We start from the raw sequence: 27,000 nt of genomic DNA, 5'->3' as shown, positions 1-27,000 counted from the left end.
TTACAGGTCCAGCCGGTGCACGCTGCTGCCCGCCACGCTCTTGGTCACGAGCAGGCGGCTGGGCAGCCGCTCGGACAGGCTCTCGACGTGCGTGACGATTCCGACCATGCGGCCTTGGGTGCGCAGGCTTTCCAGCGCGCCCGCCACCGCCTCCAGGGCCTGGGGGTCGAGCGTGCCGAAGCCCTCATCCAGAAACAGCGCGCCCAGGATCTTGTTGCCCGCGAGATAGTCGCTCAGGGCAATCGCCAGCGACAGCGAGGCCAGAAAGGTCTCGCCGCCCGACAGGGTCCGGACCCCGCGCACTTCCCCCGCGTTCCACAGGTCCTGCACCACGTAATCGCCGTCGGCCAGGGCCAGCCGGTAGCGCCCGTCGCTGATCTCGTGCAGCAGCAGGCCCGCGCGGGTGAGCAGCTGCGCTTCGACCTCGGCGAGCAGGAACTGCTGGAACTCGTTGGCCTTCAGCGAGGTGTTGAGGGTCTGCCAGGTATCGAAGGTGCGCGACGCCGCCGCGGCCTGCGCCTCCAGCTCGGCCTTGCGGACCAGCCGTTCGCGCGTGGCCCGCTCCTGCTCGGCGAGGCGGCCCGCGCGCTCCCGGGCCGCCGCGAGCGCGGCGTCGGTGGCGGTCAGGTCGCGTGCCGCCTGCGCGAGCTGCGCCGGATCGAAGGGAGCCGCTCCCAGTTGCCGGCCCAACTCGGCCAGGGCTTCTTGCAGCTGTGCGTGCTGGGCACTCCAGCTGCGCGCGGCCTCTTCCAGCGCCGCGATGTCGGCCTCGGGCAGCGCGGCGGCGCGGGCCTGCGCGGCGTTCAGGTCCAGGGCCGCCAGCGCTGTCTCCAGGGCTGCCTGGGTCTCGTGCGCCTCGGCATCCCGGTCGGCGGTGGCCCGGCGCGCCGCGCTCAGGGTGGCGTGGGCGGCGGCCCGGTCCCCGCCCGCGCGGGCCAGGGCGCTGGCCGCCTCCTGAACGCGCCTGCGGACATCGGCGACCTCACCCAGCACGCTCCGGCGCTTGCCGGCCGGATCGGGACCCGCCGCCCGGACCCGCGCGGCCAGCCCGGCGAGCAGGCGGGCGGCCTCGGTCTGGGGGTCGCCGGTGACCAGCGCCTCGGCGGCGCGCAGATCGGCCTCGCGCTGGGCCAGGGCGGCCTGCCAGTCGCGGTTTTCGACCCGCTTCTCGTCCAGCCACTTCTGACGGGCCTTGAGGGCCGCGCGCAGATCACCGAAGCGTGTGCGCCGCTCGTCCAGCGCAGCGGCCAGAACCTGGACGCGGTCCTGCGCGGCCCCCAGGTCAGCCACCGGTGCGTCGGGCAGTACACGTACGGCCTGCAGGCACAGCGGGCAGGCCTCCCCCAGATGCAGGTGTCCGCGGTACGAGGCCAGTCCGGCGGCCTGCCGCGCCTCTTCCAGCACTTTCTGTGCGGCTTCCAGCTCGGTCTTGGCCGTCTTGCCCTCGCGCTCCACCCGCACCTGCTCCGCCGTTTCCTGGGCCTGGGCCGTTTCCTCGGCGACGAAGCGGGCCAGCGCCGCCGCCAGGGCCGTGCGTTCGGTCTCGATCTGAACGCGCTCCTGGCGGTTCTTGTCGGCCTTGTGGGCAGCCTCACGCGCCACCAGGAAGGCGTCCTCGTCCCACGGCAGGGGATGCGGGTGGGTGATCTGGGGCGTGCCTCCGGAGCGCTTGAGGCGGGCGGCGTCGGCCTCGGCCTCGCGCAGCCGCTCAGCGTGGGCCTCCAGCTCCGGAATGGTGGCCTCGGCGGCCTGGGCGGTGTCCAGCGTGGTCTGGGCCGCGTCGGCAGCGCGGTCGGCGGCCTGGGCCGCCTGCAGCGCGCCGGCCAGGGCGCGCTGTTCGCGCTCGGCGGCGATGCGGGCACGTTCCGCCGCGTCGAGCAGCGGCAGCACCCCGGCCACCCGGCGCGCCCGCGCAGCCTGCGCCTCGCCCGCACGCACCCCGGCGGCGCGGGCGTCCAGCGCGTCCAGACGGCGGCCAGTCTCGGCGTGCGCCTTCCAGACCTTCTCCAGCTCGCGCAGGTGGGTCAGCGACCCCTGCAGGGTTTCCAGCCGGTCGCGCAGGGTCTCGGCCTCGGCGTCGGTATGCTCGCGCTCGGCACGCAGGGCGGCGGCAGCCTCGGCGCTCACGCCGGTATATTCGCTGTGCAGCACTCCATGATGGCTGTCGGCCTGCCGCTTGAGGTCCTTGGCGCGGTCGGCGGCCACCCGCTGCATGGCCGCCACGTGGTCCAGGCCGGTCAGCTCGCCGAGCAGTTTCTGCCGGTCCTTGCCCTTGCCCTGAAGCAGCGCGGCGAACTTGCCCTGCGGCAGCATCACGCTGTGCTTGAAGTTGTCGAAATCCAGGCCCAGCACGCCGCGGATGCGCTCGTTGACGCCCTTGATGCCGCCGTCGCTGAGGTTGGTCCAGCGGCCGTCGGCGTCCCGGCGCTCGAAACGCACCTCGTTTTCGGCCTGCCGGCGGCCCTTGGTCCGCGAGGCGCGGTACGTCACGTCGCCGACCTCGAAGGTCAGCCCCACGCTCAGGCCGCGCTCGCCCTGCGAGATCAGCGCGTCCAGTCCGGAGGCCCCCAGGCGGTCGGTCTGTCCGTACAGCGCAAAGGTCATGGCGTCGAGCAGGCTGGATTTGCCGCTGCCGGTCGGCCCGACCAGGGCGAACAGCTCCAGATCGGAAAAATCCAGCTCGGTGAACTGCCGGAAGGCGGTAAAGCCCTGAACTTCCAGGCGCAGCGGCCTCACGCCACCTCCTCCGCGCGCGCTGCCTCGTCCGCTTCCTGAAAGGCGGCCCGCAGGTCGGCGGGCAGCTCGCCGCGGCGCTCGTTCCAGTACTGCTCGTACAGCTGGCTCAGGCTCAGGCCCTCGCGGCGCAGTTCGGGCAGACTCAGGTCCTCCTGCAGGGCGTCCAGGTCCACGGCCAGGGTGTTGGGGGCCAGCTTGAGCACGCGGTCTTTCAGGCCCGGCAGGGCGGTCCCGGCCGGAGCGCGCACCACCACCTTCAGCAAGCCATCAAAACCGTTCAGGGCCTTGATCCGGGCCTCCACGTTGTCCAGATCGACGCGCAGGGTCTTGAGTTCCCGCCCGCTGGTCAGGGGCAGGGCATGCACGCGGGCGGGCCGACCCGCCTCCACCTCCACCAGATTGACCTGTTTTTTCTCGCCGCTCTCGCCAAAATCCAGCTGGATGACGCTGCCCGGATAGCACGCCAGCGGCGTGTCAGACACCGTCTGCGGTTTGTGGATGTGTCCCAGCGCCACGTACTGCGCGCCGGGCGGCAGTTGCAGCCCCGAGAGCGTGTAGGCGTTGGTCAGGTCAAACTGCAGTGTGCGCTCGGAGCCGCTGGGCACCGCGCCGTCCAGGGTGGCGTGGGCCATCAGCATGTTCACGCTGCCGGGCCGGAAGCCCTCGCCCAGCCGGCGCAGGAAAAAGCCCATGCCCTCGCGGTACTTCTGGCGCCACACGCCGGTGTCGCCGCCCATCAGGTCCGCCGCCTTGACCAGCCGCCGTTCGGACAGGTGGGGCAGCGCGCCCACCGTCAGGGTCTCGCCGCCGCGCGTCTCGATGGTCCGGACCATGTTCGCCGGGTTGGAGGAGGGCTGGGCCACCACCTGAATGCCCACCCAGCCCAGGAGCCCGGTGACCGAATCCAGCCGCGCGGCGCTGTCGTGGTTGCCGGCGATCACAATGCCCGGAATCCCGGCGTCGCGCAGGCGCAGAAAAAAGTCGAACACGGCGGCCTCGGCGTCTGCCGACGGGTTGCCCGTGTCGAACAGGTCGCCGGACACCAGCACGGCGTCGGCGCGTTCGCTGCGGGCCAGGCCAGCGATCTCGATCAGGGCGTCGTGGACCTCGGGGGTCCGGTCAAAGCCCCGCAGGTTGCGGCCCGCATGAAAATCAGCGGTGTGAAGTACGCGCATAGCGGAAAATTTAGCATGCAGGCGGGCTCTGGGCTAACCGGGTGGGAGCCCCGCGGGGCCGACTTCAGTTCTGGCCCAGCAGGTACATGGCCACCGCAACGCCGCCCAGGACGATCCAGGCGATCATCATGATGTTCAGCGTGTTCAGGGCGTAGCGCCGACTCTTGTGGGTAGAGATCGAGTCCTCGGTGATGCCGTGGCTGGCATTGACGTTGTACACCGAGAGCGTTTCATGCGCTTCGATAATCTCCTGCTGCTTTTCATGCCAGCTCTGGATGACCTTCACCGATGCCCGGATGCTGGGGCGGATGTTGACGCCCAGCGCAATGCCCAGGACGGCAAACCCCAGCGGCGCGGCCAGCCGGAACACCGGGCCCCATTCGGGATTGCTGTTGTTCATGGCCGAGCCGTAGGTGATCAGCAGAAACGACTGCGCGGTGAGAAAGGCGCTGATGCGGGTATTGAGCTGCGCCGCCTCGAACTGCACCTCGCCCCGGAAGAACTGAAGACGGCTGAAGGCTTCGCTGGACTGCAGTTCACTCATGGATCGCTCCTCCCCGGTGACGTTGAGGCTAACACGACTTTCCGGTGTGGGCCGTGGCGCTAGACTGCGGGCCAGATGACCTCCTTTGCGCCCCCCACCGAGTCTTTCCACGTGTCGGGTGGGGTCAACCGCGTGCGTTACCGCGCCGAGAGCGGCTTTACCGTCATGACCGCCCGCATCACCAACGCCGAGGGCGAGGACCCCGACGCCACCGTGATCGGCGTGATGCCCCCACTGGACGTCGGGGACACCTTCAGCGCCGAGGTGCTGATGGAAGAGCACCGCGAGTACGGGTACCAGTACCGCGTGCTGAACATGGTGCTGCAGGCGGCCCCCGCCGACCTGACCGAGGCGGGCGTGGCCGCGTACCTGGAAGCCCGCGTGGGCGGCGTGGGCAAGGTGCTGGCCGGGCGCATCGCGGGCATGTTCGGTCCGTCCACCTTCGACGTGCTGGAAAACGAGCCCGACCGCCTGCTGCAGGTACCGGGCGTGACCCAGAGCACGCTGCACAAGATGGTATCCAGCTGGAGCCAGCAGGGCCTGGAGCGGCGCCTGCTCGCCGGCTTGCAGGGCCTGGGCCTCAGCATTTCCCAGGCACAGCGGGCGGTCAAACACTTTGGCGAGGCGGCGCTGGAACGGCTGACGGCCGACCTGTTCGCGCTGACCGAGGTCGAGGGCATCGGCTTTCTGACCGCCGACAAGCTGTGGACGGCGCGGGGCGGTGCCGGGGACGATCCACGCCGCCTGACTGCCGCCGCGGTGTATGCGCTGCAGCAGGCCGCGCAGCAGGGCGGCCACTCCTTTCTGCCGCGCCACCGTGCCGAGCGGGGGGTGGCGCACTACACCCGCGTCTCGGCCGGGCAGGCGAGGCTGGCCGTGGAGACGGCGGTGGAACTGGGCCGCCTGTCGGATGACGAGACGCCGCTGTTCACGGCGGCCGATGCGGAGGAGCGGGCCGAGAGCCGCATCTATCTGCCCCATGTGCTGCGCGCCGAGAAGAAGCTGGCCTCCCTGATCCGCACCCTGATCGCCACGCCGCCGGGGGGGGACGAGTGGGCGGTGCCCCCCGGCGCGGCACAGGACCTCTCGGAAGAGCAGGCGGGGGTGCTGGACCTGCTCGCCGACCACCGCCTAGTCGTGCTGACCGGCGGTCCCGGCACCGGCAAGAGCACCGCGACCCGCGCGGTGGCCGACCTCGCCGAGCGCCTGGGGCTGGAGGTTGGGCTGTGCGCTCCCACCGGCAAGGCGGCGCGGCGGCTGGGCGAGGTGACCGGGCGGGGAGCGAGCACCATCCACCGCCTGCTGGGCTATGGTCCGGCCGGCTTCCGGCACAACCACCTGGAACCTGCCCCGTATGACCTGCTGATCGTGGACGAGGTGAGCATGTGCGGCGACGCGCTGATGCTCTCGCTGCTCGCGGCGGTGGCTCCCGGCGCGCGGGTGCTGCTCGTGGGCGACACCGACCAGTTGCCCCCGGTGGACGCGGGGCTGCCGCTGCACGCCCTGACCCAGACCGCGCCCACCGTGCGGCTGCAGACCGTGTACCGTCAGGCGGCCCAGAACCCGATCATCCGCGCGGCGCACGACCTGCTGCACGGCGCGGCTCCGCAGTGGGGCGATCCCCGGCTGAACCTCACCGAGGCCGAATCCGACGGCGGCGCGCGGCGCGTGGCCCTGCTCGTGCGGGACCTGGGGGGGCCGGCGCAGGTGCAGGTGCTGACGCCCATGCGCCGGGGGCCGCTGGGCATGGAACACCTCAACCACCACCTGCAAGGCCTGTTCAATCCCGGTGAGGGCGGCGTGCGAATTGCCGACGGCGAGGCGCGTGCCGGGGACATCGTGGTCCAGACGAAGAACGATTACACCAACGAGGTCTTCAACGGCACGCTGGGCACCGTGCTCAAGGCCGAGGGGGGCCGCCTGAATGTGGATTTCGACGGCAACGTCGTGGAGCTGGCCGGCGCGGAGCTGTTCAACGTGCAGCTGGGGTATGCCCTGACCGTCCACCGCGCCCAGGGCAGCGAGTGGCACACCGTCCTGACCGTGCTGCACGAGGCCCACATGCCCATGCTGTCGCGCAATCTGGCCTATACCGCCCTGACCCGTGCCCGCGAGCGCTTCTTCGCGGTGGGGTCCGCCTCCGCCTGGGACCGGGCGGCGGGCCGACAGCGTGAACCGCGCAACACCGCGTTGCTGGAACGGGTGCGGGGACGCTAGCCCACAGGGTTAGTCCAGCAGGAGGCCGGATCGCTTCACAGTTCCGCTGGCACTGAAACCCAGCAGCGCAAAACCTGCCAGTACGGCGATGCTGCCTGGGGCGGCGGGCCAGACCGTCAGGGTCAGAGCGGCGCCTGTCGCTGCCAGGCCCATCAAGACCCAGGCCAGCGGTTTGAAGACAGGCGCCGCGAAGGCGCGGGTAAAGGGAAGAAAACGTGCGCCCACCACAAAGATCACCCACAGCACAGTCAGTTGCGGCAGCGGCAGCACCCGGTTCAACAGGTTGGCCCCGATGGGAATGGACAGCGCTCCGGCCAGAACGCAGTTCCAGTACACACGCCGCGCGGTGGGTGAGGGGGGCGTCTCAGCGATGGTCTGCGGCGGCGGCCTCAGTACCGTACGCCACAGCACGAACACGAACGCCAGCGTCCCCAGGCCGCGCACCGGCACGGCGAACTGGACAGGAAAGGCGCCCGTATTGATGAGCACGAACAGCAGGCCGCCCAGGGCACCAATCAGAGCTCCAATCCGTTTTCCACGCATTCCCCACCCTATCAGGAGCTGCAAAACTCCGGGCAGCGGTGTGTTCCTGCCCGGAGCGGTCCCGACCCTGTGGGCAACTTGACGGCGGAGACTGCTGCTCGCCGCCGCGTGCTATCCTGAAATCCCGGAGGCCGAGCGCCCCGGTTTTTTCTTTTTGGCCCCCCTAAGGCCGGGTCTGGGGGTCAGGCGCTTCGGAGTGTGGACAGATGAAGTACATCTTTGTGACGGGCGGCGTGGTCAGCTCTCTGGGTAAGGGCGTGGCGAGTGCCAGCCTGGGAGCGCTGCTGCGGGCGCGGGGCTACCGGGTTACGGCGGTCAAGATCGATCCCTACATCAACATCGACGCGGGCACCATGCGCCCCTACGAGCATGGCGAGGTCTTCGTGACCGCCTCGGGCGCGGAAACGGACCTGGACATCGGCAACTACGAACGCTTTCTGGACCTGGACATTCCGCCGGGCAGCAACATCACTACCGGGCAGGTCTACCAGGAGGTCATCCGCAAGGAGCGCGCCGGGGATTACCTGTCGCAGACCGTGCAGGTCATTCCGCACGTGACCGATGAGATCAAGCGCCGCGTCAAGGCGGCGGGCGAGACGGCAGGAGCCGAGATCGTTCTGATCGAGGTGGGCGGCACGGTGGGAGACATCGAGTCGCTGCCCTTTCTGGAAGCCATCCGGCAGTTCCGCTTCGACGAGGGCGACGAGAACGTGCTGTACCTGCACCTGACGCTGGTGCCGTATCTGGGAACTTCCAACGAGTTCAAGACCAAGCCGACCCAGCACTCGGTTGCCACCCTGCGTTCGGTGGGCATCAGCCCGGACATCGTGATGGTCCGCAGCAAGGAAAAACTGCCGCCGGACATCACCCGCAAGATTGCGCTGTTCACCTCGGTGCGCGAGAACCGCGTGTTCTCCAGCTACGACGTTTCGCACGTGTACGAGGTGCCGCTGACGCTGGAGGAACAGGGCCTGGGCAAGGCGGTCGAGGACCTGCTGAAACTGGAGCGGGTGCATCCCAGTCTGGGCGTGTGGACCAACGCGGTCCGGACCATCAAGCAGCCGACCCGCGAGGTCACGATTGCGCTGGCGGGCAAGTACACCGCCATGCCCGACGCGTACCTCAGCCTGCTCGAGTCCCTGACGCACGCCGGAATCGCCAACGACGCCCGCGTGAACATCAAGTGGATCAACGCCGAGGAACTCGCCGAGGGCGATCTGGAAACGCAGCTGGGCGACGCCGACGGCATTCTGGTGCCCGGCGGCTTCGGCATCCGCGGCATCGAGGGCAAGGTGCGGGCCGCCGAGTACGCCCGCACGCGCGGCGTGCCGTACCTGGGCATCTGCCTGGGTATGCAGATTGCCGTGATCGAGTACGCCCGTCATGTGGCGGGCCTCGCGGGAGCGAACAGCGCTGAGTTTGACGGCTACGCTCCGCACAAGGTTATTGACCTGATGCCCGAGCAGCTGGAAGTGGCCGGCATGGGCGGAACCATGCGTCTGGGAGACTGGCCCATGAACCTGCGGGCCGGCACGAAGATCGCCGAGCTGTACGGGGTGCCCGAGGGCGGCACCGTGCGCGAACGCCACCGCCACCGCTTCGAGGTCAACCCCGCCTACGTGACTCAGCTGCAGGACGCAGGCCTGACCATCAGCGGCGTCACGCCCGGCGTGGAGGGCCGGGGCGCGGGATTGGTCGAGACCATCGAGATTCCCGGTCATCCCTTCTTCGTGGCGTTGCAGGCCCACCCCGAGTTCAAGAGCCGCCCCATGCGTCCCAGTCCGCCCTTCGTGGGCTTCGTGGAAGCGGCCCTGAAGGGGCAGCACGCCGGGACCCGGGAAGGCGGAACCCAGGCGGGCTGAGGCCGGACAGGGCTGGGTGGGGGCCGCCCTCGCCCTTACCGCGCCGTGATGCCCAGCGTGCGCAGCGCCGCGTCCAGCTGGGCGTCCAGGGCTTCCCGGGGGCCACCGTTCTCAATGACAACGGTGGCCTTCTGTCGTTTCTCGGCGGCGGGCATCTGGCGGGCGTCCCGGGCGAGCACTTCCTCACGGGACAGACCGCTGCGGGCCATCACGCGCTCCAGGCGGACTTCCAATGGGGCGTCCACGACCAGCACGGCGTCCATGCCCGATTCCAGCCCGCCCTCGAACAGCAGGGGGATGTCCTGGACCACCCAGGCTGCGCCGCGCCGCGCCGCTTCCGCCTCCAGCGCCTGCATCCTGGCGCGCACGCGCGGATGGACGATGGCGTTCAGTTCGGCCAGCCGCGCCGGATCGGCAAAAGCCACGGCGGCCAGGGCGGCGCGGTCCAGCACTCCGCCCACCACCGTGCCGGGAAAGGCGGCCCCGATGCGGGCGAGCGTCTGCGGTTCCTGGGTGGCGTGGCGGGCCTGTTCGTCGGCGTCCAGCACACTCAGGCCGCGGGCGCGCAGCAGCTCCGCCACGGTACTTTTGCCCGCACCGATGCTGCCGGTCAGGCCCAGTCTGTGTGGCGGTGGGGCGGAGGCCGGGTCCACGGTGGGGGAGGGCATGCCCGCGACTGTAGCAGTCTGGTCCGGGCAGATCCGGGCAGGGAAGGCTGCGTCAGTCGGCCGTCATCTGTGGGCCTCAGGCTGGCGGCGGGCGCCCTGTATTTCCCCGGAAGCCTCTCACTGCCGCTTCACCCGGACCCATGGCGCTCACGTATCATGGCGCTGTGCCCGCCTGGGCAGGGCGTGGGTTGCCCATCAGGCCGGCTCTGCCGGATAGAATCTGCGGAGCCACCTCCACCTGAGTCCAGAGCCCGGTCCCAGCAACAACAGATTTTTGACTGTGTTTGTCTCCATCTTCAGCAGTTCTCAGTATGTGGTGAACACAGTGTGGTCAACCCACGGAGGTTTCCGAGTGAATCGACGCATGAGTATCCCCGGCCTGCTGTACCTGGCCGCCACGCTGGGGCGCGCCCTGGCACAGGACCAGGCGGCCCCCGCCACGCCGCCCCCGCCCGCACCGCCGGCCCAGACCACCCCGGCGGCCCCCGCCCCCCGGGTGATCCCGGCGGCCAACTACGTGGCACAGGGCGTCTTCAACTACGAGCAGGGCAAGTTCGACGAGGCCTACGTGGCTTTCCGCGCCGCCTCGGAGCTGGACCCCAAGAATGTGGAAGCGCTGCTGGGCCTGGGCCGCTCGCAGGTCAAGCTGCGCCTGTTCGGTCCCGCCATCGAGAGCCTCAAGAAAGCGCTGCAGCTCGACGCGCGCAACTTCAACGCCGCCATGTATCTGTCTCAGGCGTATGTGCAGCAGTACATCGGCTCGGGGGACCCGCAGGCCTTCGTGGGCAATCTGCCCGAGGCCCTGCGCGTGCTGGACAGCGCCGAGACTTTCGCGCAGGCGCAGACCGGCAAGGTCAGGGACGTGGCCCTGAGCCGGGTGTTCAACGACCGCGGCTACGTGTACAAGCTGCAGGGCAACGCGGCCAAGGCCATCGCGGCCTTCCGTCAGGCGAATACCCTGAATCCAGACAATGCCATCTTGCTGTTCAACCTGGGGGACATGTACTACGCCACCGGCGACCTGAAAATGGCGCTGGATTACCTGCAGCAGGCCGTCATCGCCGACCCGCGCGATCCCTACAACCGCGCGTACTACGCCAAGCTGCTCGCGCTGAACGGCGACGTGGTGGCCGCGAAATCCGAGGCAGCCCAGGCCGCGCGTCTGGCCCCCACCAACGCCTATGCGGTGGGACAGTACGGCGTGGTCAGCTATCTGGCCAGGGACGCCGTGACCGCCCGGGCGCAGCTGACCCAGGCCGTGACCCTGGACCCGCTGAGAAATCCCGAGTTCTACTACTACCTGGGCCGCCTGAGCCTGGACAGCGGTGACCTGAAGACCGCCCGCGACACCCTGACGCGCGCCGCCGCCCTGGGCAGCCAGACACCCGAATACCTGTATTACCTGGGCCTGAGTTACGAGCGCGGAGCGGGCGCTGTCGCCCCGGACCGCCTCAAGGCCCGCGAGAACTACCAGCGCGCCCTGAAGCTCAGCCCGAACTACAAAGCGGCGCAGGAAGGGCTGGCCCGCGTTCAGTAGTTGCCCGCCCGTGCCCATAAGTCCGCGCCCCTGCTGGAGGCGCGGATTTCTGATGGGCCGCGTGACGGGCCGCGCGTCCCACGCCGGACAGGCTGGGGGCGCAGGGGGAGCACATGCTACCTTCGGCCCCGTGATTGCCGTTTCGATGACGCCGTGGCCGGTCCTGTGAGCGCTCCGCCGCCGCCTTCCTCCCTGTCGCTGCAGGTGCTGGCGGCGGGCACGCTGGCCTTCCTGACGCTGGGCGTGATTCAGGCGATGTATGGACCGGCCTTTGGCCTGTTCCAGGCACGTTACGGCATCAGCACGGCGGGAGTGGGCCTGATCGCCAGCGCACATTTCCTGGGCTCGGCGCTGGCCCCTCCGCTGGTGGGCGTGCTGCTGACGCGCCTGAGCCTGCGCCGGGTGGTGGTCGGCAGTGTGCTGACGCTGGCGGCGGGGGTCAGCACGGTGGCCGTGGCCCCGGTCTGGGCGCTGGCGGTGGGCGGCGCGCTGCTGGGCGGCTTTGGGCTGGGCGGGGTGAGCGGAGCCCTGAACGCGGCGTACGCGAGCATCGGCACGCGGGCCATCAATCTGGTGAACGCAGTGTTCGGCGTGGGCAGCATCCTCTCACCGCTGCTGGTGGCCGGCTCTGGCGGCAACCTCGCCGTGCCGTTTCTCAGCGTGGCCGCGCTGTGCGGCCTGACCCTACTCGTCGCGCGGCTGTGGGGATTTCCGGCCATGCGCGAGACGCCGCTGCCGGACGCTCCAGGCCGCCTGGGCGTGCAGGTCGCGCTGTTCCTGCTGCTGATCGCCCTCTATGTCAGCCTGGAGGTGGGCTTTGGGGCGTGGGCGGGCCGCCACCTGCAAAGCCTGGGCGTCGCCGCCTTCGCGCTGGTCGTCAGCGGGTACTGGGGCGGCCTGACCGTGGGGCGCATCCTGACCGGATTGTTCGGGGCGCGGGTGCGCCCGCACCGACTGGTCCTGGGCTGCGCTGCCCTGACCGTCGTATTCGCGCTCGCGGCCACCCAGGCGGCGCTGGCCCCGGTGGCCTACGTGCTGGCCGGGCTGGCGTTGGGGCCGGTGTTCGGGACCACCCTGGTGTGGACCACCCGCCACCTGCCCGCGCGGCTGGTGCCCTTTTTGCTCACCTCGGGCAGCGTGGGCGGCATCGCGGCTCCGTGGGGACTGGGGGTGCTCTCGGCGCGCCACGGTCCCGACGCGGTGCCCGTCACGCTGGCGCTGCTCGCGGGGCTGCTGTGTGTGGTCGTCTGGGCCACCCGGCGTGTCACTCAGATGGCGGTTCTGCCGGCCGCAGGTCAGCCGACCTGAGCGGGAAGTGACACAGGCCCCCGGACACAGGCAAAATTGATTGCCAGCGCCGGGGGCCTGTGCCAGAATGCGCGCTGACTTCTCACAGTGATTTTGAACCCACTCCCCGCCGGTCACGGCCAGCGGCGCAACGGAGGCATAACGGTGACACAAGCGACCAAGACGGTGAAACTGACCCGCGAGGGCTACGAGCGGCTGCAAAAGGCGCTGAACATGGAACAGGCCCGCCTAGCCGAGGCCACCCGTATTCTGCAGGAGCAGATGGAGACGAGTGCCGATACCGAGGACACCGGCCTGGAAGATGCCAAGCGCGAGAAGATGAACATCGAGGCGCGCATTGACGAGCTGGAAGACACCCTGGCCCTGGCCACCATCATCGAGGACCATGAGAACGAGGGCCGCGTGGAATTGGGCGCCATTGTGGTGCTGGGCAATGAGGCCACCAAGAAGGACATGAAGGTGCTCGTCGTCAGCGCGCCCGAGGCCACCGTCACGGGGGGCAGCCTGCCGCGGGTCAGCGAGGACAGCCCGGTGGGCAAGGAGCTGATGGGCCGCAAGAAGGGAGAGGCCTTTGTGGTCAATCTGGACAACGGCAAGCAGATGAAGTACAAGATCAAGAGCATCGAGTACTGAGCCCCGGAAGTTCACAGGAGACGGCAGACGGCCCTTGTGCGCCGTCTGCCGTCTCCTGTGTTTTCCTGGTGCGGGAGCCGGTCACGGCGACGGCGGTCTGTCGCTCAGGCCCGGTCGGTGGGGCGTCGTTTCTGTGCTGGTGTGGGCGATTCTGCGGCCATCTGCGCCCCATCAGTCACTGGAATTTTGCGCTTTACGGCCCATCTTCACGCGCCGCTGGGCCCCGCCGCCGCCTTCAGGGGGGCACGGCATGGTGCGTGGACAGCCGTGACCACACAGCCCGCCGCCTATACTGCCAGGAATGTCCGACGCTTCCCCCACTTCCACCCCGCCTCGCCCCGAAGGACTCCACGAGCAGACCGTCAGCCGCCTGAACAACCTGGACGCCCAGGTCGCCGCGGGTTTCGAGGCCTCGCCGTACTCCTACCCGCGCACCCACGCCACCCGCGCCGTGCTCGCCGCCCACCCCGCCGACGCCGAGGGCAAGCTGGAGCCGGGCCAGGAATGGCCGGAGGAGGTCTATGCGCTGGCCGGGCGCGTCACGCTGCTGCGGCACATGGGCAAGGCGGCCTTCGCGGACCTCAGTGACGGCGAGGGTTCGCTGCAGCTGCATTTTTCCAAGCAGGACACCGAGCACTTCGATCCGACCAAGAAGATTGATCTGGGCGACATCATCGGTGTGCGCGGCTTTCCCTTCGTGACCCGCACCGGTCAGCTCACCCTGCGGGTCACGTCGTGGCAGCCGCTGGTCAAGAGCCTGCACCCCCTGCCCAGCAAGTTTCACGGCCTGCAGGACGAGGAACTGCGTGCCCGCCGCCGCTACCTGGACCTGATGATCAACCCCGAGCGCCGCGCGGCCTTCCGCGTCCGCTCGCAGGCTATCCGCTACATCCGCACCTTCCTCGACGAACGCGATTTCATGGAAGTGGAAGGCCCCACGCTGCAGACCGTGGCGGGCGGCACCGAGGCCAAGCCCTTCAAGACCCACCACAACGCCCTGTCGCACGATTTCAGTCTGCGCATCAGCCTGGAGCTGTACCTCAAGCGGCTGCTCGTCGGCGGCTTCGAGCGGGTCTACGAAATTGGGCGCAACTACCGCAACGAGGGCATCGACCGCACCCACAACCCCGAATTCACCATGCTGGAGGCGTACTTTGCCTACGGCGACTACAACGACATGATGCGGCTGGTCGAGGAGATGCTCTCGGGACTGGTGCGTCAGGTCAGCGGCTCCGACCGCTTGACGTACCAGGGCCGCGAGATCAACTTCGCCCTGCCGTTCAGGCGGCTGGATTTCGTGACGGCGCTGCAGCAGGCCGCGGGCCTGGACTTTGACCCCACCGACCTTGCCCGCCTGCGTGCGTGGACCGATGAGCGTCATCCGGAGCTGCGCAAGGTGCCCGACTACAAGCTGCTGGACAAGCTGTTCGGCGAGTACGTGGAACACACCCTGGTGGACCCCACCTTCGTGACCGACGTGCCGCTGGCAATCAGCCCCCTCGTCAAGGCGCACCGCAGCCGCGCCGGTCTGGCCGAGCGCGCCGACCTGTTCGTGGCGGGCTTCGAGCTGGCCCCGATCTATTCCGAGCTGAACGACGCCCTGGAGCAGCGCGCCCGCTTCGAGAGCCAGACCGCGCGCCGCGACGCCGGCGACGACGAGGCCCACGAGCAGGACGAGGATTTTCTGCTGGCGCTGGAGTACGGCATGCCGCCCGCTGCCGGCATGGGCATGGGCATGGACCGCCTCGCCATGCTGCTGACCGACAGTGACAGCATCCGCGACGTGCTGCTCTTTCCGCTGCTGCGGCCCGAGGGCAGCGGCGCGGAGGCCCTACAGGAGACACCGGCACCCGACCCCCAGCAGCCCTGAGCGTTCTTCCAGGGCCGGGCCGGACAGAGATGTCCCGGCCCGGTCCTTACGTTCCTGATATGTGGCTCAAGCTGCTGGCCTTCAAACCGGTCGGCCCGCTTGTCAAGGTCAGGGGGGAGGTGTACGCTCAGGAAACCCGCGCGCTCTTCGCCCTGTTGCTGAGGAGGTGATGCCATAGCCGAGTCGAAGTTCTCTCTCCCCCTGCGGGGCCGGTCACGGCCGCTGTCTGCACGGCCCACCGGTGATCCCGGCCGGTGGATGGGACAGTGTTGCCTTGTTTCCAGGCGCCTTGGGTGAGACAGACCGTTCAGTTCCCTTTTGCTGGCTCCAGACGGGCACAGACACAGGAGGACGACATGAGTTTGAGACGACATCAGACTTCGCTGATGGGGGGCATAACTGCCCTGACCCTGACCTTGCTGGCAGGCTGCACTCCGGCGCCGCCTCCCATCAATCATCAGGGCAGCGTGGTGGCCCAGGGCCTCAACGGTCCGCAGGGCGTGTACGTGGGCAGCGATGGAGCGGTCTGGATCGCCGACTCCGGCACCGGCGGGCCCAACAGCTTCACCACGCCTGCCGGGCCCGGCAGCACCGATCCGACAGTCAACATGTATGGCAACACGGCGAGAATCATCCGCGTGAACGCACAGGGCGCGGCCACCACCGTGGCCACCCTGACCTCTGTGGCCGGTGCGGAGGGCCCTGAGGGGGCCAGCCGGCTGGCCGAGCTGGGGGGCAAGCTCTACATCAGCACCGGCCACTGGGGTGACGGAGCCAGCATTGCCCAGTTGCCGCAGACGTCGGTGCTGCTGCGTCTGGATGACTCCGGCGTGACGCAGATCGCCAACGCCTGGACCTTCGAGGCCGCCCAGAATCCTGACGGACAGGAAAAGGATTCCCATGCCTACGGCCTCGCCGCCGGACCCGACGGCCAGCTGTGGATGACCGATGCCGGGGCCAACGACCTGCTGCGGGTGAACCCTGCCACCGGGGAGATCACCCTGGTCACCGTCTTCGACAACCTGCCCAATGACAATCCGGGGCCGGGCATTCCCCCCACCTCGCAGGCGGTTCCCACCGGCATTGCCTTCCTCAATGACGGAGCCGCCTACGTGTCCCTGCTGCCCGGCTTCCCGTTCACACCGGGATCGAGCAAGGTGGTCCGGGTCGCCAGCGACGGAACCCAGACCGACTGGGCCACCGGACTGACCATGACGACCGACCTGACAACAGGCCCGGACGGCAACCTGTACGCCGTTCAGCTGGGCCTGTTCGGCGGACAGGGCTTCACGCCCAATACCGGTTCGGTGGTGCGCCTCAAGGCGGGCGGCGTCAAGGAAACCCTGCTGACGGGCCTGGACACCCCGACCTCGGTGGCCTTTAACCAGAAGGGCGACGCCTTCATATCGGTGGGCGGCGCGGCGGCTCCGGGCACCGGGAAGGTGCTGAGGTGGGACGGCCTGACCAGCAAGTCGCCCGTGGCGGCCAGCGATTAGTCCCGGCAGTCCGCAGCGGCGCAGGCCGCGGTTACAGGCCCGCGCCTCCCGGGAAGCATAGAAGAAAGCCCCGCATGGGACGGGGCTTTCTCGGTGGTGGATCGTGTAGGAATCGAACCTACAACCCGCTGATTAAGAGTCAGCTGCTCTGCCAATTGAGCTAACGATCCAGAGCGGAGAGAAGTCTAACCGGCGGATGCGGAGCTGTCAAGCTGCCCGCGCACCGACCCGGCCAGATACAGGCTTCCCGTGACCAGGAGGGTACCGCCCGCCGGCGTCAGGGCCAGCGCCTGGGCCAGGGCGGCGGCGGGGTCGGGGCAGGCGTGGCCGCCGTACCGGTCGGCGAGTTCCTGAGGGGGCGTGGCCAGGTCACCCGGCGCGGTGAAGACCCGCACGGGGGCCACCGGCAGCAGCGGCGTCAGCGTGGCGTCTGTGTCCTTGCGGGCCAGGTTGCCGAACAGCAGCACGTCGGCGTGGGGAACGGCCTGGGCCACGGCGCGGGTGGCGTGGGGATTGTGGGCGCCGTCAATCAGGACGGTTTTTCCGCCGCACTCCAGCCGCTCCAGGCGGGCCGGGTGGGTGGCCTCCAGGGCCGCCGACACTCCCTCCGCGTGGCCCAGGGTCCGCAGCGTGGCGGCGGCCAGGGCCGCGTTGACGTGCTGGTGGGGTCCGGCCAGCCGGGGGGGATGGGGGAGGGCAAACAGCGCCGGGTGCGTCTGGGGGGCCAGCAGCGGTGCCCCCACCCTGGCCGCCACCTCGCGCACGACCGTCAGGGCCGCGCCGCTGGCGGTGGTCAGCAGCGGAAGGCCGGGCCGCGCCGCTCCCGCCTTGTCGCGGGCGATCTCGGCGACCGTGGTGCCCAGGACCCCGGTATGGTCCAGCTCGGCATTGGTCAGGGCCACGGCGACGACGTTGCTCAGGGCCTGGGTCGCGTCGCTCGCGCCGCCCACGCCCGCCTCCATCACCGCGACCTGCACGCCGTCCTGCGCAAAGACCTGGCAGGCCAGCGCGAGCGTCAGATCGAAGAAGGCGGCGTCGGAAGCATGCTGCTTGGCCCATTCGATAAAGGCGTGGGTGCGTGCCGGGTCCAGAGTGCGGCCGCCTACCCGGATGCGTTCCTCGTAGGCGTGCAGATGCGGGCTGGTAAAGCGGCCCGCGCGCAGCCCGGCGGCGATCAGTCCCGCTTCCAGCATGGCGCAGGTGCTGCCCTTGCCGTTGGTGCCGACCACCCGGATGCATGGCAGCGCGGTATCCGGTGCCCCCAGCGCGTCCAGCAGGGCCCGCGCTCCTCCCGGCCCACGGGCCCGGCCCGCACGGGTGCGGGAGAACAGCCACGGGTAATCGGGGGGGGAAAGTGGGGGGGCCGTCACATGTTCAGGCTAGCGTGCGGCGGCCCGCAGGGTCCGGGCAGCGGCGGGCAGGTAGCATGTGGGCCGTGACCTCCCCGCCTTCTTCCACCCCGGTTCCGCTGCCCCGCGTGGGCGTGGTGATGGGCAGCCGCAGCGACTTTCCCACGCTGGAGGGTGCCCTGGAACTGCTCGCCCGCCTGGAGATCGCCTACGAGGTGCGGGTGCTCTCGGCGCACCGCACGCCGGAACTGCTTGCCAACTACGCGGCGCGCGCCGAGCGGCTGAACTTCTCGTGCATCATCGCCGCGGCGGGCGGGGCGGCCCACCTGCCCGGCATGCTCGCGGCCTTCACGTGGGTCCCGGTGCTGGGGGTGCCGGTGCAGTCGCGCGCCCTGAGCGGCCAGGACAGCCTGCTGAGCATCGTGCAGATGCCCGGCGGCGTGCCGGTCGCGACCTTTGCCATCGGACAGGCCGGGGCGAAGAATGCCGCCCTGTTCGCCGCCGCCCTGCTCGCCACCACCGACGCCGGGGTGCGCGGCCGGCTGCAGGCTTTCCGGGAGCAGCAGACCCGGGCTGTGCTGGACGACCCGTACTTCGAGGGCCACCCCCAGGCGGGCGCGGAATGACCCCCCACCTGGGCATTCTGGGCGGCGGCCAGCTCGCGCAGATGCTCGCGCTGGCCGCCCTGCCGCTGGGCGTGCGCGTGACCGTGCTGGAGCCCGACGCCCAGGCCCCGGCGCGGCTGTGTGCGGCCCACCGGCACGCGCCCTACACCGACGCGGCCGCGCTGCAGGCCCTGGCCGGGTGTGACGCCGTGACCCTGGAGTTCGAGAACGTGCCCCTGGCCGCTCTGGCCGCCCTGGAAGGCCGCGTGCCGGTGCGTCCCGGCGGGGAATTGCTCTCACGCAGCAAGCACCGTGCCCGCGAGAAGGAGGCGCTGCGGGCGGCGGAGGCCGGGACCGCGCCCTTTGCCGTGATCGAGGCCGGGACCGATCTGGAGGCGGCGCTGGCGGCAGTGGGAGGCCAGGGCATTCTCAAGACCTCCGAACTGGGCTACGACGGCAAGGGACAGGCCCGCGTGTCGGATGCGGCGGCGTTGTCGGCGGCCTGGATCGGGCTGGGCCGGGTGCCGTGCGTGCTGGAGGGGCTGGTGCCCTTCGAGCGCGAGGTCAGTCTGGCGGTGGCCCGCACCGCGGACGGACGGCTGGCCTCCGGCCCCCTGATTGAAAATGTTCACCGGAACGGCATTCTGCGGACCAGCCTGTATACCGGGAACGCGGCGGGCGAGGGGCAGGCCCGGGAACTGGCCGGGCAGGTGGCGCAGGCCTGGGGTCTGGAAGGACTGATGACGCTGGAATATTTCCAGTTGCCGGACGGCCGCCTGCTGGTGAACGAGGTCGCCCCGCGCGTACACAACAGCGGCCACCTGACCCAGGACGGTGGTGGAGTCAGTCAGTTCGAGGCCCAGGTGCGCGCGGTGCTCGGACTGCCACTGGCCGACTGGCGGCCCCTGCACCCCTGCGCGATGGTGAACGTGGTGGGGGTGGCGGCGGCGGACGGCACCCCGCTGGAACCCGACTGGGCAGGCATCGACGCTCTGCCGGGCACGCACCTGCACCTGTACCACAAGGACTGGCGGGCCGGACGCAAGTTGGGACACGTCAATCTGGTGGCTCCGGACGAGCAGACCCTGCGTCAGCGGCTGGCGCAGCTCGAGGCCCTGATTCCCTGAAGGTTCCAATTCCCTGAAAGTCCCAGACCCCCAGTGTGTGAATGGCGCAGCAACAGCCTGTAAACGCTGTGGACGCCGGTGCTCACGGGGGTCTGCCCTGAATTGCCTAACCTGAAGGCATGAATCCCATCCTTCTGAGTGCGCTGGCCGTGGGGCTGATGACCACGGCCCACGCCCAGTCCTCCGGCGGAGCCGTCTCCGAGCCCTTCAAGCTGATTCTGGTGGACCAGCAGCACAAGATTCACGCGGGAGAGCAGACCACCCACACCTTTGCCAAGAGCTGGCTCCTGCCCGCCGAGGGCATCGCCCGCAGCAGGGAATACAACAAGCTCAGCACCACCCTGACGCCCACGCTGGACCGCATCGAGCGGGAGGTCAACGCCCGCCAGCCGTTGCCCGCCGTGTTCCGCAAGGTGGGGGAACAGTGGACCGCCACCGATCAGATCGGTTGGGTCTTTGACCGTGACGGCACACGGGCCAATCTGCAAAAGGCCATTCTTGAGGGCGAGCCGTCGGCGCGGGTGGCCTTTCAACGGGTGGTTCCCGAGCGCAGCGTGGAACTGCTGGCCCAGCGGGGAGTGCTGTGGCACGTTGCCTCCGGCCAGAGCAGTTACGCGGGCAGCCCGGACTTCCGGGAAAAAAACATTCTGGTGGGTGCCGCCAAGCTGGACAACTTCTTTATTGCGCCGGACCACGAATTCGATTTCAACCAGGAAATCGGGCGGATTGATGCCAGCACCGGCTTTGTGCCGGGCTTCATCATTGCGGGCGGCACGCTGGAAAAGGAGGACGGCGGCGGCATCTGTCAGGTCAGCACCACCATCTTCCGGGCCATGTACAACGCTGGCCTGCCCATCACCGACCGCAGCGAGCACAGCCACCGTGTGAAGTACTACGACCCGGTGGGGTTCGAGGCCACCGTGTACGCACCGTACAAGAACCTCAAGGTCAGGAACGACACCCCCGCGCACCTGTTTGTTCAGGCGAGCTGGAACCGTGCCGAGCAAACCTTGCGCTTCGACGTGTTCGGGGCCAACACCGGGCGGGAGGTCACGGTGAGTGATCCGGTGGTCAGCGACTTCCGGCCCCCCGCCGCCCCGAGCTACACGCCCGACGCCCGCGTGGCTCCCGGAGACCGCCGGCTGCTCGACACCCCGATGCAGGGCATGACCAGCGTGATCACCCGCACGGTCCGGGTGAAGGGACAGGTAGTCAGCCGGGATGTTCTGAAAAGTGTGTATCAGCCCTGGGGAGCGGTGTACGGCGTGAACCCGGCCGATCCCCGTCTGAACTGAGGGCGGTTGAGGCCGGATCAGGGGGCGCCGGGGGCCGGTATCCTGCCCACCGTGACGGTTCCAGCGCTGCCCACCGAACTCCGCACGCCCCGGCTGCTGCTGCGTGCGCCCCGGCCGGGGACGCGGCGGCCGTCCATGCGGCCATCCACGCCTCATTGCCCGAGCTGCGCCGCTGGATGGTCTGGGCCCAGAAGCCCCTGGACCTGCCCGGCACCGCCGAGAATCTCCGGGCCGCTGCCGAGCGCTTCGCCACCCGCGAGGAACTGCGCCTGCTCGTCTGGACCGCAGATGGCCGTGAACTCATCGGCAGCAGCGGTTATCACGCCCTGGACTGGCGGGTGCCAAAGGCCGAGATCGGGTACTGGATCGCCAGCGCGCACACCGGACACGGCCACGCGCAGGAGGTGGCCGGGGCGCTGACCGGATTCGGGTTGAATGGGCTTGGCTTCCGGCGCATCGAGATCCGCTGTGACGCGGCCAACGCGCGCAGCGCCCGCATTCCCCGTGCGCTGGGGTACACCTTAGACGCCACGCTGCGCAACGACGCAGTGGCCGCCGATGATCCTGCGCAACTGCGCGATACCCTGGTGTTCAGCATGACGCGTTGACAGGCCGGAAAAAACCCCCCCCTCCAGCTGGAAGGGGGGCAATGGGGGAAGCTTCAGTCTGCCCGGATGTTCTGGTTGACGCTGAAGACGTTGCGGGGGTCGTAGCGGCCCTTGACCTGCCGGAGCCGGTCGTGGTTGTCGCGGTAGGCGGCCCGCACCCGGTCCTGGCCCTCGTCCATCATCATGTTGACGTAGGCGCCGCCCATCGAGTAGGGATGGACCGCTTCCCAGTAGTTCACGCACCAGTCCCGGATGGTGCCCGCGTTGGCCGGATCGGGATCAACGCCGACAATCACCTCGCCCCAGGTGGCGTCGCGGTAGCTCCACGCGGTGTCCTGCTGGCCCACGCGGTGCGCGGCTCCATTGACGGGATACAGGTGCATGGTGGAATGCATGGTCGGCAGGGTCCGGGCGTGCTCAACGTGCGCGGCGATGGCCTCGTCGGTCAGTTCCTTCACGAAGTCTGCGCGCCAGTACCACTGGTGTCCGGGGGGATACAGACCGTCGAAGGCGCTCTGGAGGGCCGGGTAGGGCATGTCATGGACACCGTGCAACGCGGGCGGCCCGAACTCGCGAATGGGCGCGAAGACCTCCTCGGCCCGGTCCTGTGGACCGGTGTAACACCACACCACGCCGCACATCTTCTGCAGGTGCAGGTGTTCGGGAAACGGGGGAGCGGGCGGCACGGTCAGGAAGGCAAAGAAGCCGTTGAGGTCCTCGGGGGCGTTCACGATGAACTCGCGGTACCAGCGCATCACCTGCGGGGCCTGTTCCAGCGTCCACAGGGTCGGGCCACCGACGATGGTATCGACCGGGTGCGCCCGGAACAGGAATGAGGTCACGATTCCGAAATTGCCGCCGCCGCCCCGGATGGCCCAGAACAGGTCGCTGTGTTCCTGCTCGCTGGCGGTCACGAGCTGCCCGTCGGCGAGCACCACGTCGGCTTCCAGCAGGCTGTCGATGGTCAGGCCGTACTTGCGCGTCAGGTGGCCCAGCCCCCCGCCCAGCGTCAGGCCGCCCACCCCGGTGGTGGAAATGATGCCCGACGGCACGGCCAGCCCGAAGGCGTGGGTGGCGTGGTCCACCTGTCCCCAGGTCGCGCCGCCCTCGACCCGCACCGTGCGTGCCCCGGGATCCACCCGCACGCTGTGCATGGCAGAGAGATCAATGACCAGTCCGCCGTCCACGCTGCCCAGGCCGCCGCCGTTGTGGCCGCCGCCGCGAATGGCGAGGCGCAACCCGTGTTCGGTGGCAAAGGCCAGCGCTGCCTGCACGTCGGCCACGTCCGTGCAGCGCACGATCAGCGCCGGATGTTTGTCGATCATGCCGTTGTAAAGCGCGCGAAGATCGTCGTAGCGGTCATCCTCGGGCTGAATCACCTCGCCGCGCAGGGAGGTCCGCAGGGTATTCACGGCGTCCTGGACGGGAAGGTTGGACAGGGCGGGACGGTTCGGCATGGTGATCATGTCACACATCCTTTTGCTTGGTTCCGCCACGCTCCCTGTCAGGAGAGCGGTGGCGGTGGGGGCATTACTTCTTGTTTCTCGGATCAAGGGCCGGGTCGACATAGGTGATCTCGAAGGGGCCGTCCATATGGATCTGCAGCACCGTGGCTTCGTCGGTCCAGGCGTAGTGGTTCATCTTGGCGCCCAGGGCCACGAAACCGCCGGGTTTCAGCAGGGTGCCGCCGGTCTTGCTCAGCGCGTCGCCCATGCCCACATACATGCTGCCGGACAGTACGGTCACGTCCTCCTGGGTGGGGTGCCAGTGCGCCGGAATCTGGTAGCCGGCGGGCATCTTCAGGCGCAGCGTGATTCGCACGGCCTTGCTGGGATCACCGTCCAGCACCGCGAGTTGTGCGCCCGGAGGCAAGAAGGCAGGAGCGTCTGCCCACTGCAGTGCGTCGGCGTTGACCGCCGCATTGGAGGCGAGGCCCACCGAGAGCAGCGCAGCGAGGGGAAACAGAACGAGCGGAGACACACGGGGAATAGGCATGATCATCATCTCCTGGAACGGAAGGAGGGGGGCAGAACCTGAAAGAACCCCGCCCGGGAGAGCATGCCGATCTGGTGTGCTCTGCTCTTGCTCTTCGGGGCTTCCGTGACCCCAGCCTGCACTCCGGACCGTTCCTCAGGCGTTCGCCCCGGCGTTCGGGAACGCCGGGCGGCGTTCAGGTGTGCGGGGGGTTCGTCGTCACAGCAGACCCAGCAGCGCCCGCGCCGCGCTCAGGTCGGGCGTGACCAGCCGTTCGGGAAACAGGGCCTGTACCGGTTCCAGCGCTGCGGCCGCTTCCTGATCGTGGCCTTCGCGGTGCAGGTGCTCGGCCAGGCTGGTCACCGCGCGCAGTTCCAGCGAGAGGCTGCCGTGTTTCTGGGCGATGGAGCGTGCGCGGTGAAACCACGCCTGAGCTCCCTGGGGGTCGGTCAGACCGCGCAGCCGGTAGAGTTCGGGCAGATACCACACGTCCCCGTTCTGGCTGGCCATGGCCTGGGCACTGTCCAGCGTGGCCCGCGCCGCCTCCGGCTGCCCGAGTTGCAGCTGCGTTTCGGCAAGCAGCGCGAGGTAGTACGGCAGCCTTAGCGCGGCGTCCTGACGCCGCAGGGCCTCCAGCCCCCGCTGAATGCGCACCAGTCCCGCGTGCGGATCGCCGCGCCGGGCCATCACCCAGCCCCCCACGATCACGCCCCACTCGTGGTAGTAGGCGATGTTGTAGTGCCGGCATCCGGTCACGGCCGCCTCGGCGCTGGCCCAGGCTGCGTCCAGATCGTGTTCCAGCTGCTCGGAAACGGCGCGGTAGGCGGCGGTCTGCATCACGGTAAAGGGGTGGTCCTGTTCAGCAGTAATCGCAGCGGCCCGGGCCACATGCTCCCGCGCCTCCTCGATGCGCCCCTGAAGCCACAGGCCATGCGCGCCCCAGGACAGGCTGAAGGCCCCCACGTCCGCTCCGAACAGAACCCGGCGCTGGCCATTGTGGTGGTACAGGCGGTTGGCAATACCGAAATGCTCGGCGGCGCTGTCCAGCCGGCCCTCGATCTGATCCAGACCGCCCAGCGCCTGATGGCAGTCGGTAAGGAGCCCGGCGTGGTCTCCGGCCAGCTCCAGTGCCCGCCCGGCCAGCCGGCGCGACAGGCCCACGTTGCCCCGGACGATGTGCAGCGCGTACAGGCCCCACAGGCTGGCGATGATGGCAGGCTCGTCCCCCATCTTTTCTCCCAGCCCCAGGGCGTGGTTCAGGGCCGTTTCCAGCTCAGGACAGGCGAAGCCTTTCAGGGCGGTGTAGGCGGCAGCCAGGGTGGTGTGGGCTTCCAGCTCCTGCCGGTCACGGTCCGCGCCCGCCGGCAGGTGCCGGATCAGCTGCAGCGCCCGCGTCGCCTGGGCAATGGCCTGCTGGCTGGCCGAGACGCTGTTGGCCCGCTGCGCCGCCCGCAGGGAGAAGCCCACCGCCCTCTCAAACTGCCCGGCCTGTTCATGGTGTGCGGCCAGCTGGGCCGAGATATGACCCAGATCCGGCGCGTGCCGCAGCTCCAGCGCCTGGGCCACGCGGCGGTGCAGCAGCCGCCGGCGGGCCGGACTGAGTTCGGTGTAGGCGCCCTCGCGCAGCCGGTCATGGGTGAAGTCGTAGGTGCCGCTGGGACCGGGCTGTTCGCGCACCACCGCGCGCTGCCACAGTTCATCCAGGGCCGCCACCAGCGGTTCTTCTTCCAGGTCACTGGCCTCGCGCAGCACCTCGACCTCAAAGGCCCGCCCGATGGTGGCGGCCAGCTGGGCCACGCTGCGCGCGCCGCTGGACAGCTGACCCAGGCGCGCGGCGATGGTGGCCTGCACCCGGGCAGACGCGGGCAGCACCAGCGAGCCGTCGCCGGCATGGAAGGACAGGCCCGCGCGCACCGCCTCGACGATGAACAGGGGCTGGCCTTCGGTGGCCTCGTACAGCTGCGCCTGGGCCTGCAGGGACAGCGTGCCGGGATGCAGCGAGGCGGCCAGCGCCCCCGTCTCCTCGGAACTCAGCGGCCCGAGTTCAGTGACCTCCAGAAGCCCGCGCTGCTGGTGGTCTTGCAAGAAGGCCTGCACCGCAGGATTGGCCTCTATTTCCTCGCGGCGCAGGGTACACAGCAGCAGCAGCGGCGCGGTGGGAGCGAAACGCAGCAGGTAGTGCAGCCATTCCAGCGTGTCACGGTCGCACCACTGCAGGTCGTCGAGCAGCAGCAGGGTGGGCCCGTCCGCCAGAAAGGCCCGGGCCAGCGCCTCGAACAGCCGCTGACGCTGCCAGCCCTGGCTGGGCAACTCGGGTGCGGGCTGGGCCGGCGAAGGAGCCAGTTCGGGCAGCAGCCGGCCCAGTTCGCTGTGCCACGGCTCGCCCAGGCGGCCCAGGCCCGCTTGCAGCGCCGGACTCCGCAGCCAGTCCCCGATGGGCGCGTAGGCGAGCCGGCCCTCGGCGGCGTACGACCGGGTGCGGGCCACCCGGGCTCCCTGCGTCCCCGCCAGTGCGAGCAACGCCTCGGCCAGCCGCGTCTTGCCGATGCCCGCCTCGCCCGCGATCAGCAGGACCTGCGCGGCCCCGGCGCTGGCCCGCTGCCACACCCGCAGCATGCGCCGCCACTCCTCACGCCGGCCGATCAGCGGCCCCTCGCCGGGCAGGGTGGGCGGCGTGCCCAACGCACTGTCCTGCGCTGCTGTACAAACGGCCTGCACCACCGGGCCGGGCTCCACGCCCAGTTCGGCCTTCAGGACGGCGGCGCAGCGGTCATAGGTTTGCCGGGCCGCCGCTCCATTGCCCTCGGCGAGGTGCAGGCGCATCATTCCCGCATACACATCCTCACGCAGCGGTTCCAGGGCCAGCAGACGTTCCAGCACGTGCAGCGCCCGGGTCCGTTCGCCAGTGTGCTCCAGTTGCCCGGCCAGTTCCTCAAGCACCTCCACGGCCTGTCCGTGCAGGGCCCGGCGGTGGGGCTCAAGCCACCCGTCGTCCACCGCGCACAGCAGTTCGCCCCGGTACAGGTCGGCAGCCCGCTGCAGATCGAGCGGTGTGCGGCGGCCATTCGCGCGGCCCAGAGCCTGCCCAAAATCCTGAACGTCCACGCTGTAGGGCGCGTCATGTTTCCAGCGCAGGGTCTGCGCCGTGATCTCCAGATAGCGCCCGCACTCGGGCAGACCTCGGCGCAGGTGGTGCAGTTCGCGCCGCAGGTTGGTCAGGGCCTGCGCCTCTTCGGAATCCGGCCACAGGGCGAAGGCGATCTGCCGGCGCGGCTGGGGGGCGTCCGGATGCAACAGCAGCCACGCGAGCAGCGCCTGCTGGCGCGGAGCGTGCACGGCCGTCAGAGGCTGCCCGTGGTAGATCAGCCGAAATCCACCCAGAAGCTGAACCTCAAGTTCCGGCACGGATCTGCTCGCCCCCTCTGCCCGGAGTCTGGCTCCCGCAGTGTAAGC

19 protein-coding genes, 1 tRNA gene and 1 pseudogene are annotated in these 27,000 nt (G+C 69.4%); 11 read left to right on the top strand and 10 right to left on the bottom strand.

The window, feature by feature from the left end; genetic code table 11:
- From IEY21_RS11740 to IEY21_RS11730, 3 genes are all read right to left on the bottom strand, one after another.
- A complete protein-coding gene (locus IEY21_RS11740; RefSeq protein ID WP_188904531.1) occupies positions 1–2,736 on the bottom strand; it encodes an AAA family ATPase in 2,736 nt (911 codons plus the stop codon).
- Entirely contained in the window at positions 2,733–3,911 is a 1,179-nt protein-coding gene (locus tag IEY21_RS11735) for a metallophosphoesterase family protein (RefSeq protein WP_188904530.1), read from the bottom strand. Before IEY21_RS11735 ends, IEY21_RS11740 begins: the two co-directional genes overlap by 4 nt.
- Positions 3,912–3,975: 64 nt before the next feature.
- Positions 3,976–4,455 carry a hypothetical protein gene (locus IEY21_RS11730; RefSeq protein ID WP_188904529.1) on the bottom strand — a complete coding sequence of 160 codons (480 nt, stop codon included), beginning with the start codon at positions 4,453–4,455 and terminating at the stop codon, positions 3,976–3,978.
- 75 nt (positions 4,456–4,530) lie between these two features.
- On the opposite strand from IEY21_RS11730, the gene recD2 reads away from it, so the two are divergent.
- Positions 4,531–6,672, top strand: a complete 2,142-nt coding sequence (recD2, locus tag IEY21_RS11725) for an SF1B family DNA helicase RecD2 (protein ID WP_188904528.1) — start codon at positions 4,531–4,533, stop codon at positions 6,670–6,672.
- 9 nt (positions 6,673–6,681) lie between these two features.
- Here the strand turns inward: recD2 and IEY21_RS11720 are convergent, their stop codons facing one another.
- Positions 6,682–7,215, bottom strand: a complete 534-nt coding sequence (locus IEY21_RS11720) for a hypothetical protein (protein ID WP_188904527.1) — start codon at positions 7,213–7,215, stop codon at positions 6,682–6,684.
- 206 nt (positions 7,216–7,421) lie between these two features.
- Between IEY21_RS11720 and pyrG the strand changes: the two genes are divergently transcribed.
- A complete protein-coding gene (gene pyrG, locus IEY21_RS11715; RefSeq protein WP_188904526.1) occupies positions 7,422–9,077 on the top strand; it encodes a CTP synthase in 1,656 nt (551 codons plus the stop codon).
- Positions 9,078–9,112: 35 nt separating this feature from the next.
- Here the strand turns inward: pyrG and coaE are convergent, their stop codons facing one another.
- On the bottom strand, positions 9,113–9,745 hold the full coding sequence (coaE, locus tag IEY21_RS11710) for a dephospho-CoA kinase (protein ID WP_188904525.1): 633 nt from the start codon (positions 9,743–9,745) through the stop codon (positions 9,113–9,115).
- A 364-nt stretch (positions 9,746–10,109) separates the two neighbouring features.
- Here coaE and IEY21_RS11705 point away from each other — a divergent pair, with 364 nt between their 5' ends.
- From IEY21_RS11705 to IEY21_RS11685, 5 genes are all read left to right on the top strand, one after another.
- On the top strand, positions 10,110–11,282 hold the full coding sequence (locus tag IEY21_RS11705; protein ID WP_188904524.1) for a tetratricopeptide repeat protein: 1,173 nt from the start codon (positions 10,110–10,112) through the stop codon (positions 11,280–11,282).
- A 153-nt stretch (positions 11,283–11,435) separates the two neighbouring features.
- Positions 11,436–12,590: an MFS transporter gene (locus IEY21_RS11700; RefSeq protein WP_229753061.1), complete on the top strand. Its 1,155-nt coding sequence runs from the start codon at positions 11,436–11,438 to the stop codon at positions 12,588–12,590.
- 144 nt (positions 12,591–12,734) lie between these two features.
- Entirely contained in the window at positions 12,735–13,223 is a 489-nt protein-coding gene (locus IEY21_RS11695; RefSeq protein WP_188904523.1) for a GreA/GreB family elongation factor, read from the top strand.
- Positions 13,224–13,524: 301 nt separating this feature from the next.
- Positions 13,525–15,093 (top strand): lysine--tRNA ligase, encoded by a 1,569-nt coding sequence (gene lysS, locus IEY21_RS11690; protein ID WP_188904522.1) that lies wholly within the window; start codon positions 13,525–13,527, stop codon positions 15,091–15,093.
- Positions 15,094–15,479: 386 nt separating this feature from the next.
- Entirely contained in the window at positions 15,480–16,589 is a 1,110-nt protein-coding gene (locus tag IEY21_RS11685) for a ScyD/ScyE family protein (RefSeq protein WP_188904521.1), read from the top strand.
- A 94-nt stretch (positions 16,590–16,683) separates the two neighbouring features.
- Here the strand turns inward: IEY21_RS11685 and IEY21_RS11680 are convergent.
- Both IEY21_RS11680 and IEY21_RS11675 read right to left on the bottom strand, forming a co-directional pair.
- Positions 16,684–16,759 (bottom strand) — tRNA-Lys (locus tag IEY21_RS11680).
- Between the two features lie 15 nt (positions 16,760–16,774).
- Positions 16,775–17,959, bottom strand: a complete 1,185-nt coding sequence (locus IEY21_RS11675; protein WP_188904520.1) for a glutamate ligase domain-containing protein — start codon at positions 17,957–17,959, stop codon at positions 16,775–16,777.
- A gap of 107 nt (positions 17,960–18,066) precedes the next feature.
- On the opposite strand from IEY21_RS11675, the gene purE reads away from it, so the two are divergent.
- From purE to IEY21_RS11655, 4 genes and pseudogenes are all read left to right on the top strand, one after another.
- Entirely contained in the window at positions 18,067–18,564 is a 498-nt protein-coding gene (gene purE, locus IEY21_RS11670) for a 5-(carboxyamino)imidazole ribonucleotide mutase (protein WP_268237797.1), read from the top strand.
- Positions 18,561–19,670, top strand: a complete 1,110-nt coding sequence (gene purK, locus IEY21_RS11665) for a 5-(carboxyamino)imidazole ribonucleotide synthase (RefSeq protein ID WP_188904519.1) — start codon at positions 18,561–18,563, stop codon at positions 19,668–19,670. The genes purE and purK overlap by 4 nt, the downstream gene beginning before the upstream one ends.
- A 119-nt stretch (positions 19,671–19,789) precedes the next feature.
- Positions 19,790–20,965 (top strand): VanW family protein, encoded by a 1,176-nt coding sequence (locus IEY21_RS11660; RefSeq protein WP_188904518.1) that lies wholly within the window; start codon positions 19,790–19,792, stop codon positions 20,963–20,965.
- Between the two features lie 51 nt (positions 20,966–21,016).
- Positions 21,017–21,573, top strand: a pseudogene (locus tag IEY21_RS11655) (GNAT family N-acetyltransferase).
- 53 nt (positions 21,574–21,626) lie between these two features.
- On the opposite strand, the gene IEY21_RS11650 reads toward IEY21_RS11655, so the two are convergent.
- From IEY21_RS11650 to IEY21_RS11640, 3 genes are all read right to left on the bottom strand, one after another.
- Positions 21,627–23,039, bottom strand: a complete 1,413-nt coding sequence (locus IEY21_RS11650; RefSeq protein ID WP_229753059.1) for an FAD-binding oxidoreductase — start codon at positions 23,037–23,039, stop codon at positions 21,627–21,629.
- A 64-nt stretch (positions 23,040–23,103) separates the two neighbouring features.
- Complete coding sequence (locus IEY21_RS11645; protein ID WP_188904517.1) at positions 23,104–23,568, bottom strand: cupin domain-containing protein; 465 nt, start codon at positions 23,566–23,568, stop codon at positions 23,104–23,106.
- Positions 23,569–23,766: 198 nt separating this feature from the next.
- The gene (locus IEY21_RS11640; protein ID WP_188904516.1) at positions 23,767–26,883 is read right to left on the bottom strand and encodes an ATP-binding protein; all 3,117 of its coding nucleotides are present in this window, start codon (positions 26,881–26,883) and stop codon (positions 23,767–23,769) included.
- Positions 26,884–27,000: the final 117 nt, after the last annotated feature.

Source organism: Deinococcus aerophilus, assembly GCF_014647075.1.
Taxonomy (GTDB): domain Bacteria; phylum Deinococcota; class Deinococci; order Deinococcales; family Deinococcaceae; genus Deinococcus; species Deinococcus aerophilus.
Note: the sequence above shows the minus strand (reverse complement) of the source record. Positions and strands in the feature narration are given on the sequence as shown.

Excerpts from the sequence above, each read along its gene's own strand:
- coaE (WP_188904525.1), bottom strand. The coding sequence starts at position 9,745 with ATGCCCTCCCCCACCGTGGACCCGGCCTCCGCCCCACCGCCACACAGA.
- purK (WP_188904519.1), top strand. The coding sequence starts at position 18,561 with ATGACCCCCCACCTGGGCATTCTGGGCGGCGGCCAGCTCGCGCAGATG.
- IEY21_RS11720 (WP_188904527.1), bottom strand. The coding sequence starts at position 7,215 with ATGCGTGGAAAACGGATTGGAGCTCTGATTGGTGCCCTGGGCGGCCTG.
- IEY21_RS11735 (WP_188904530.1), bottom strand. The coding sequence starts at position 3,911 with ATGCGCGTACTTCACACCGCTGATTTTCATGCGGGCCGCAACCTGCGG.
- IEY21_RS11685 (WP_188904521.1), top strand. The coding sequence starts at position 15,480 with ATGGGGGGCATAACTGCCCTGACCCTGACCTTGCTGGCAGGCTGCACT.
- recD2 (WP_188904528.1), top strand. The coding sequence starts at position 4,531 with ATGACCTCCTTTGCGCCCCCCACCGAGTCTTTCCACGTGTCGGGTGGG.
- IEY21_RS11730 (WP_188904529.1), bottom strand. The coding sequence starts at position 4,455 with ATGAGTGAACTGCAGTCCAGCGAAGCCTTCAGCCGTCTTCAGTTCTTC.
- lysS (WP_188904522.1), top strand. The coding sequence starts at position 13,525 with ATGTCCGACGCTTCCCCCACTTCCACCCCGCCTCGCCCCGAAGGACTC.
- IEY21_RS11705 (WP_188904524.1), top strand. The coding sequence starts at position 10,110 with ATGAGTATCCCCGGCCTGCTGTACCTGGCCGCCACGCTGGGGCGCGCC.
- IEY21_RS11645 (WP_188904517.1), bottom strand. The coding sequence starts at position 23,568 with ATGCCTATTCCCCGTGTGTCTCCGCTCGTTCTGTTTCCCCTCGCTGCG.
- IEY21_RS11660 (WP_188904518.1), top strand. The coding sequence starts at position 19,790 with ATGAATCCCATCCTTCTGAGTGCGCTGGCCGTGGGGCTGATGACCACG.
- pyrG (WP_188904526.1), top strand. The coding sequence starts at position 7,422 with ATGAAGTACATCTTTGTGACGGGCGGCGTGGTCAGCTCTCTGGGTAAG.
- IEY21_RS11650 (WP_229753059.1), bottom strand. The coding sequence starts at position 23,039 with ATGATCACCATGCCGAACCGTCCCGCCCTGTCCAACCTTCCCGTCCAG.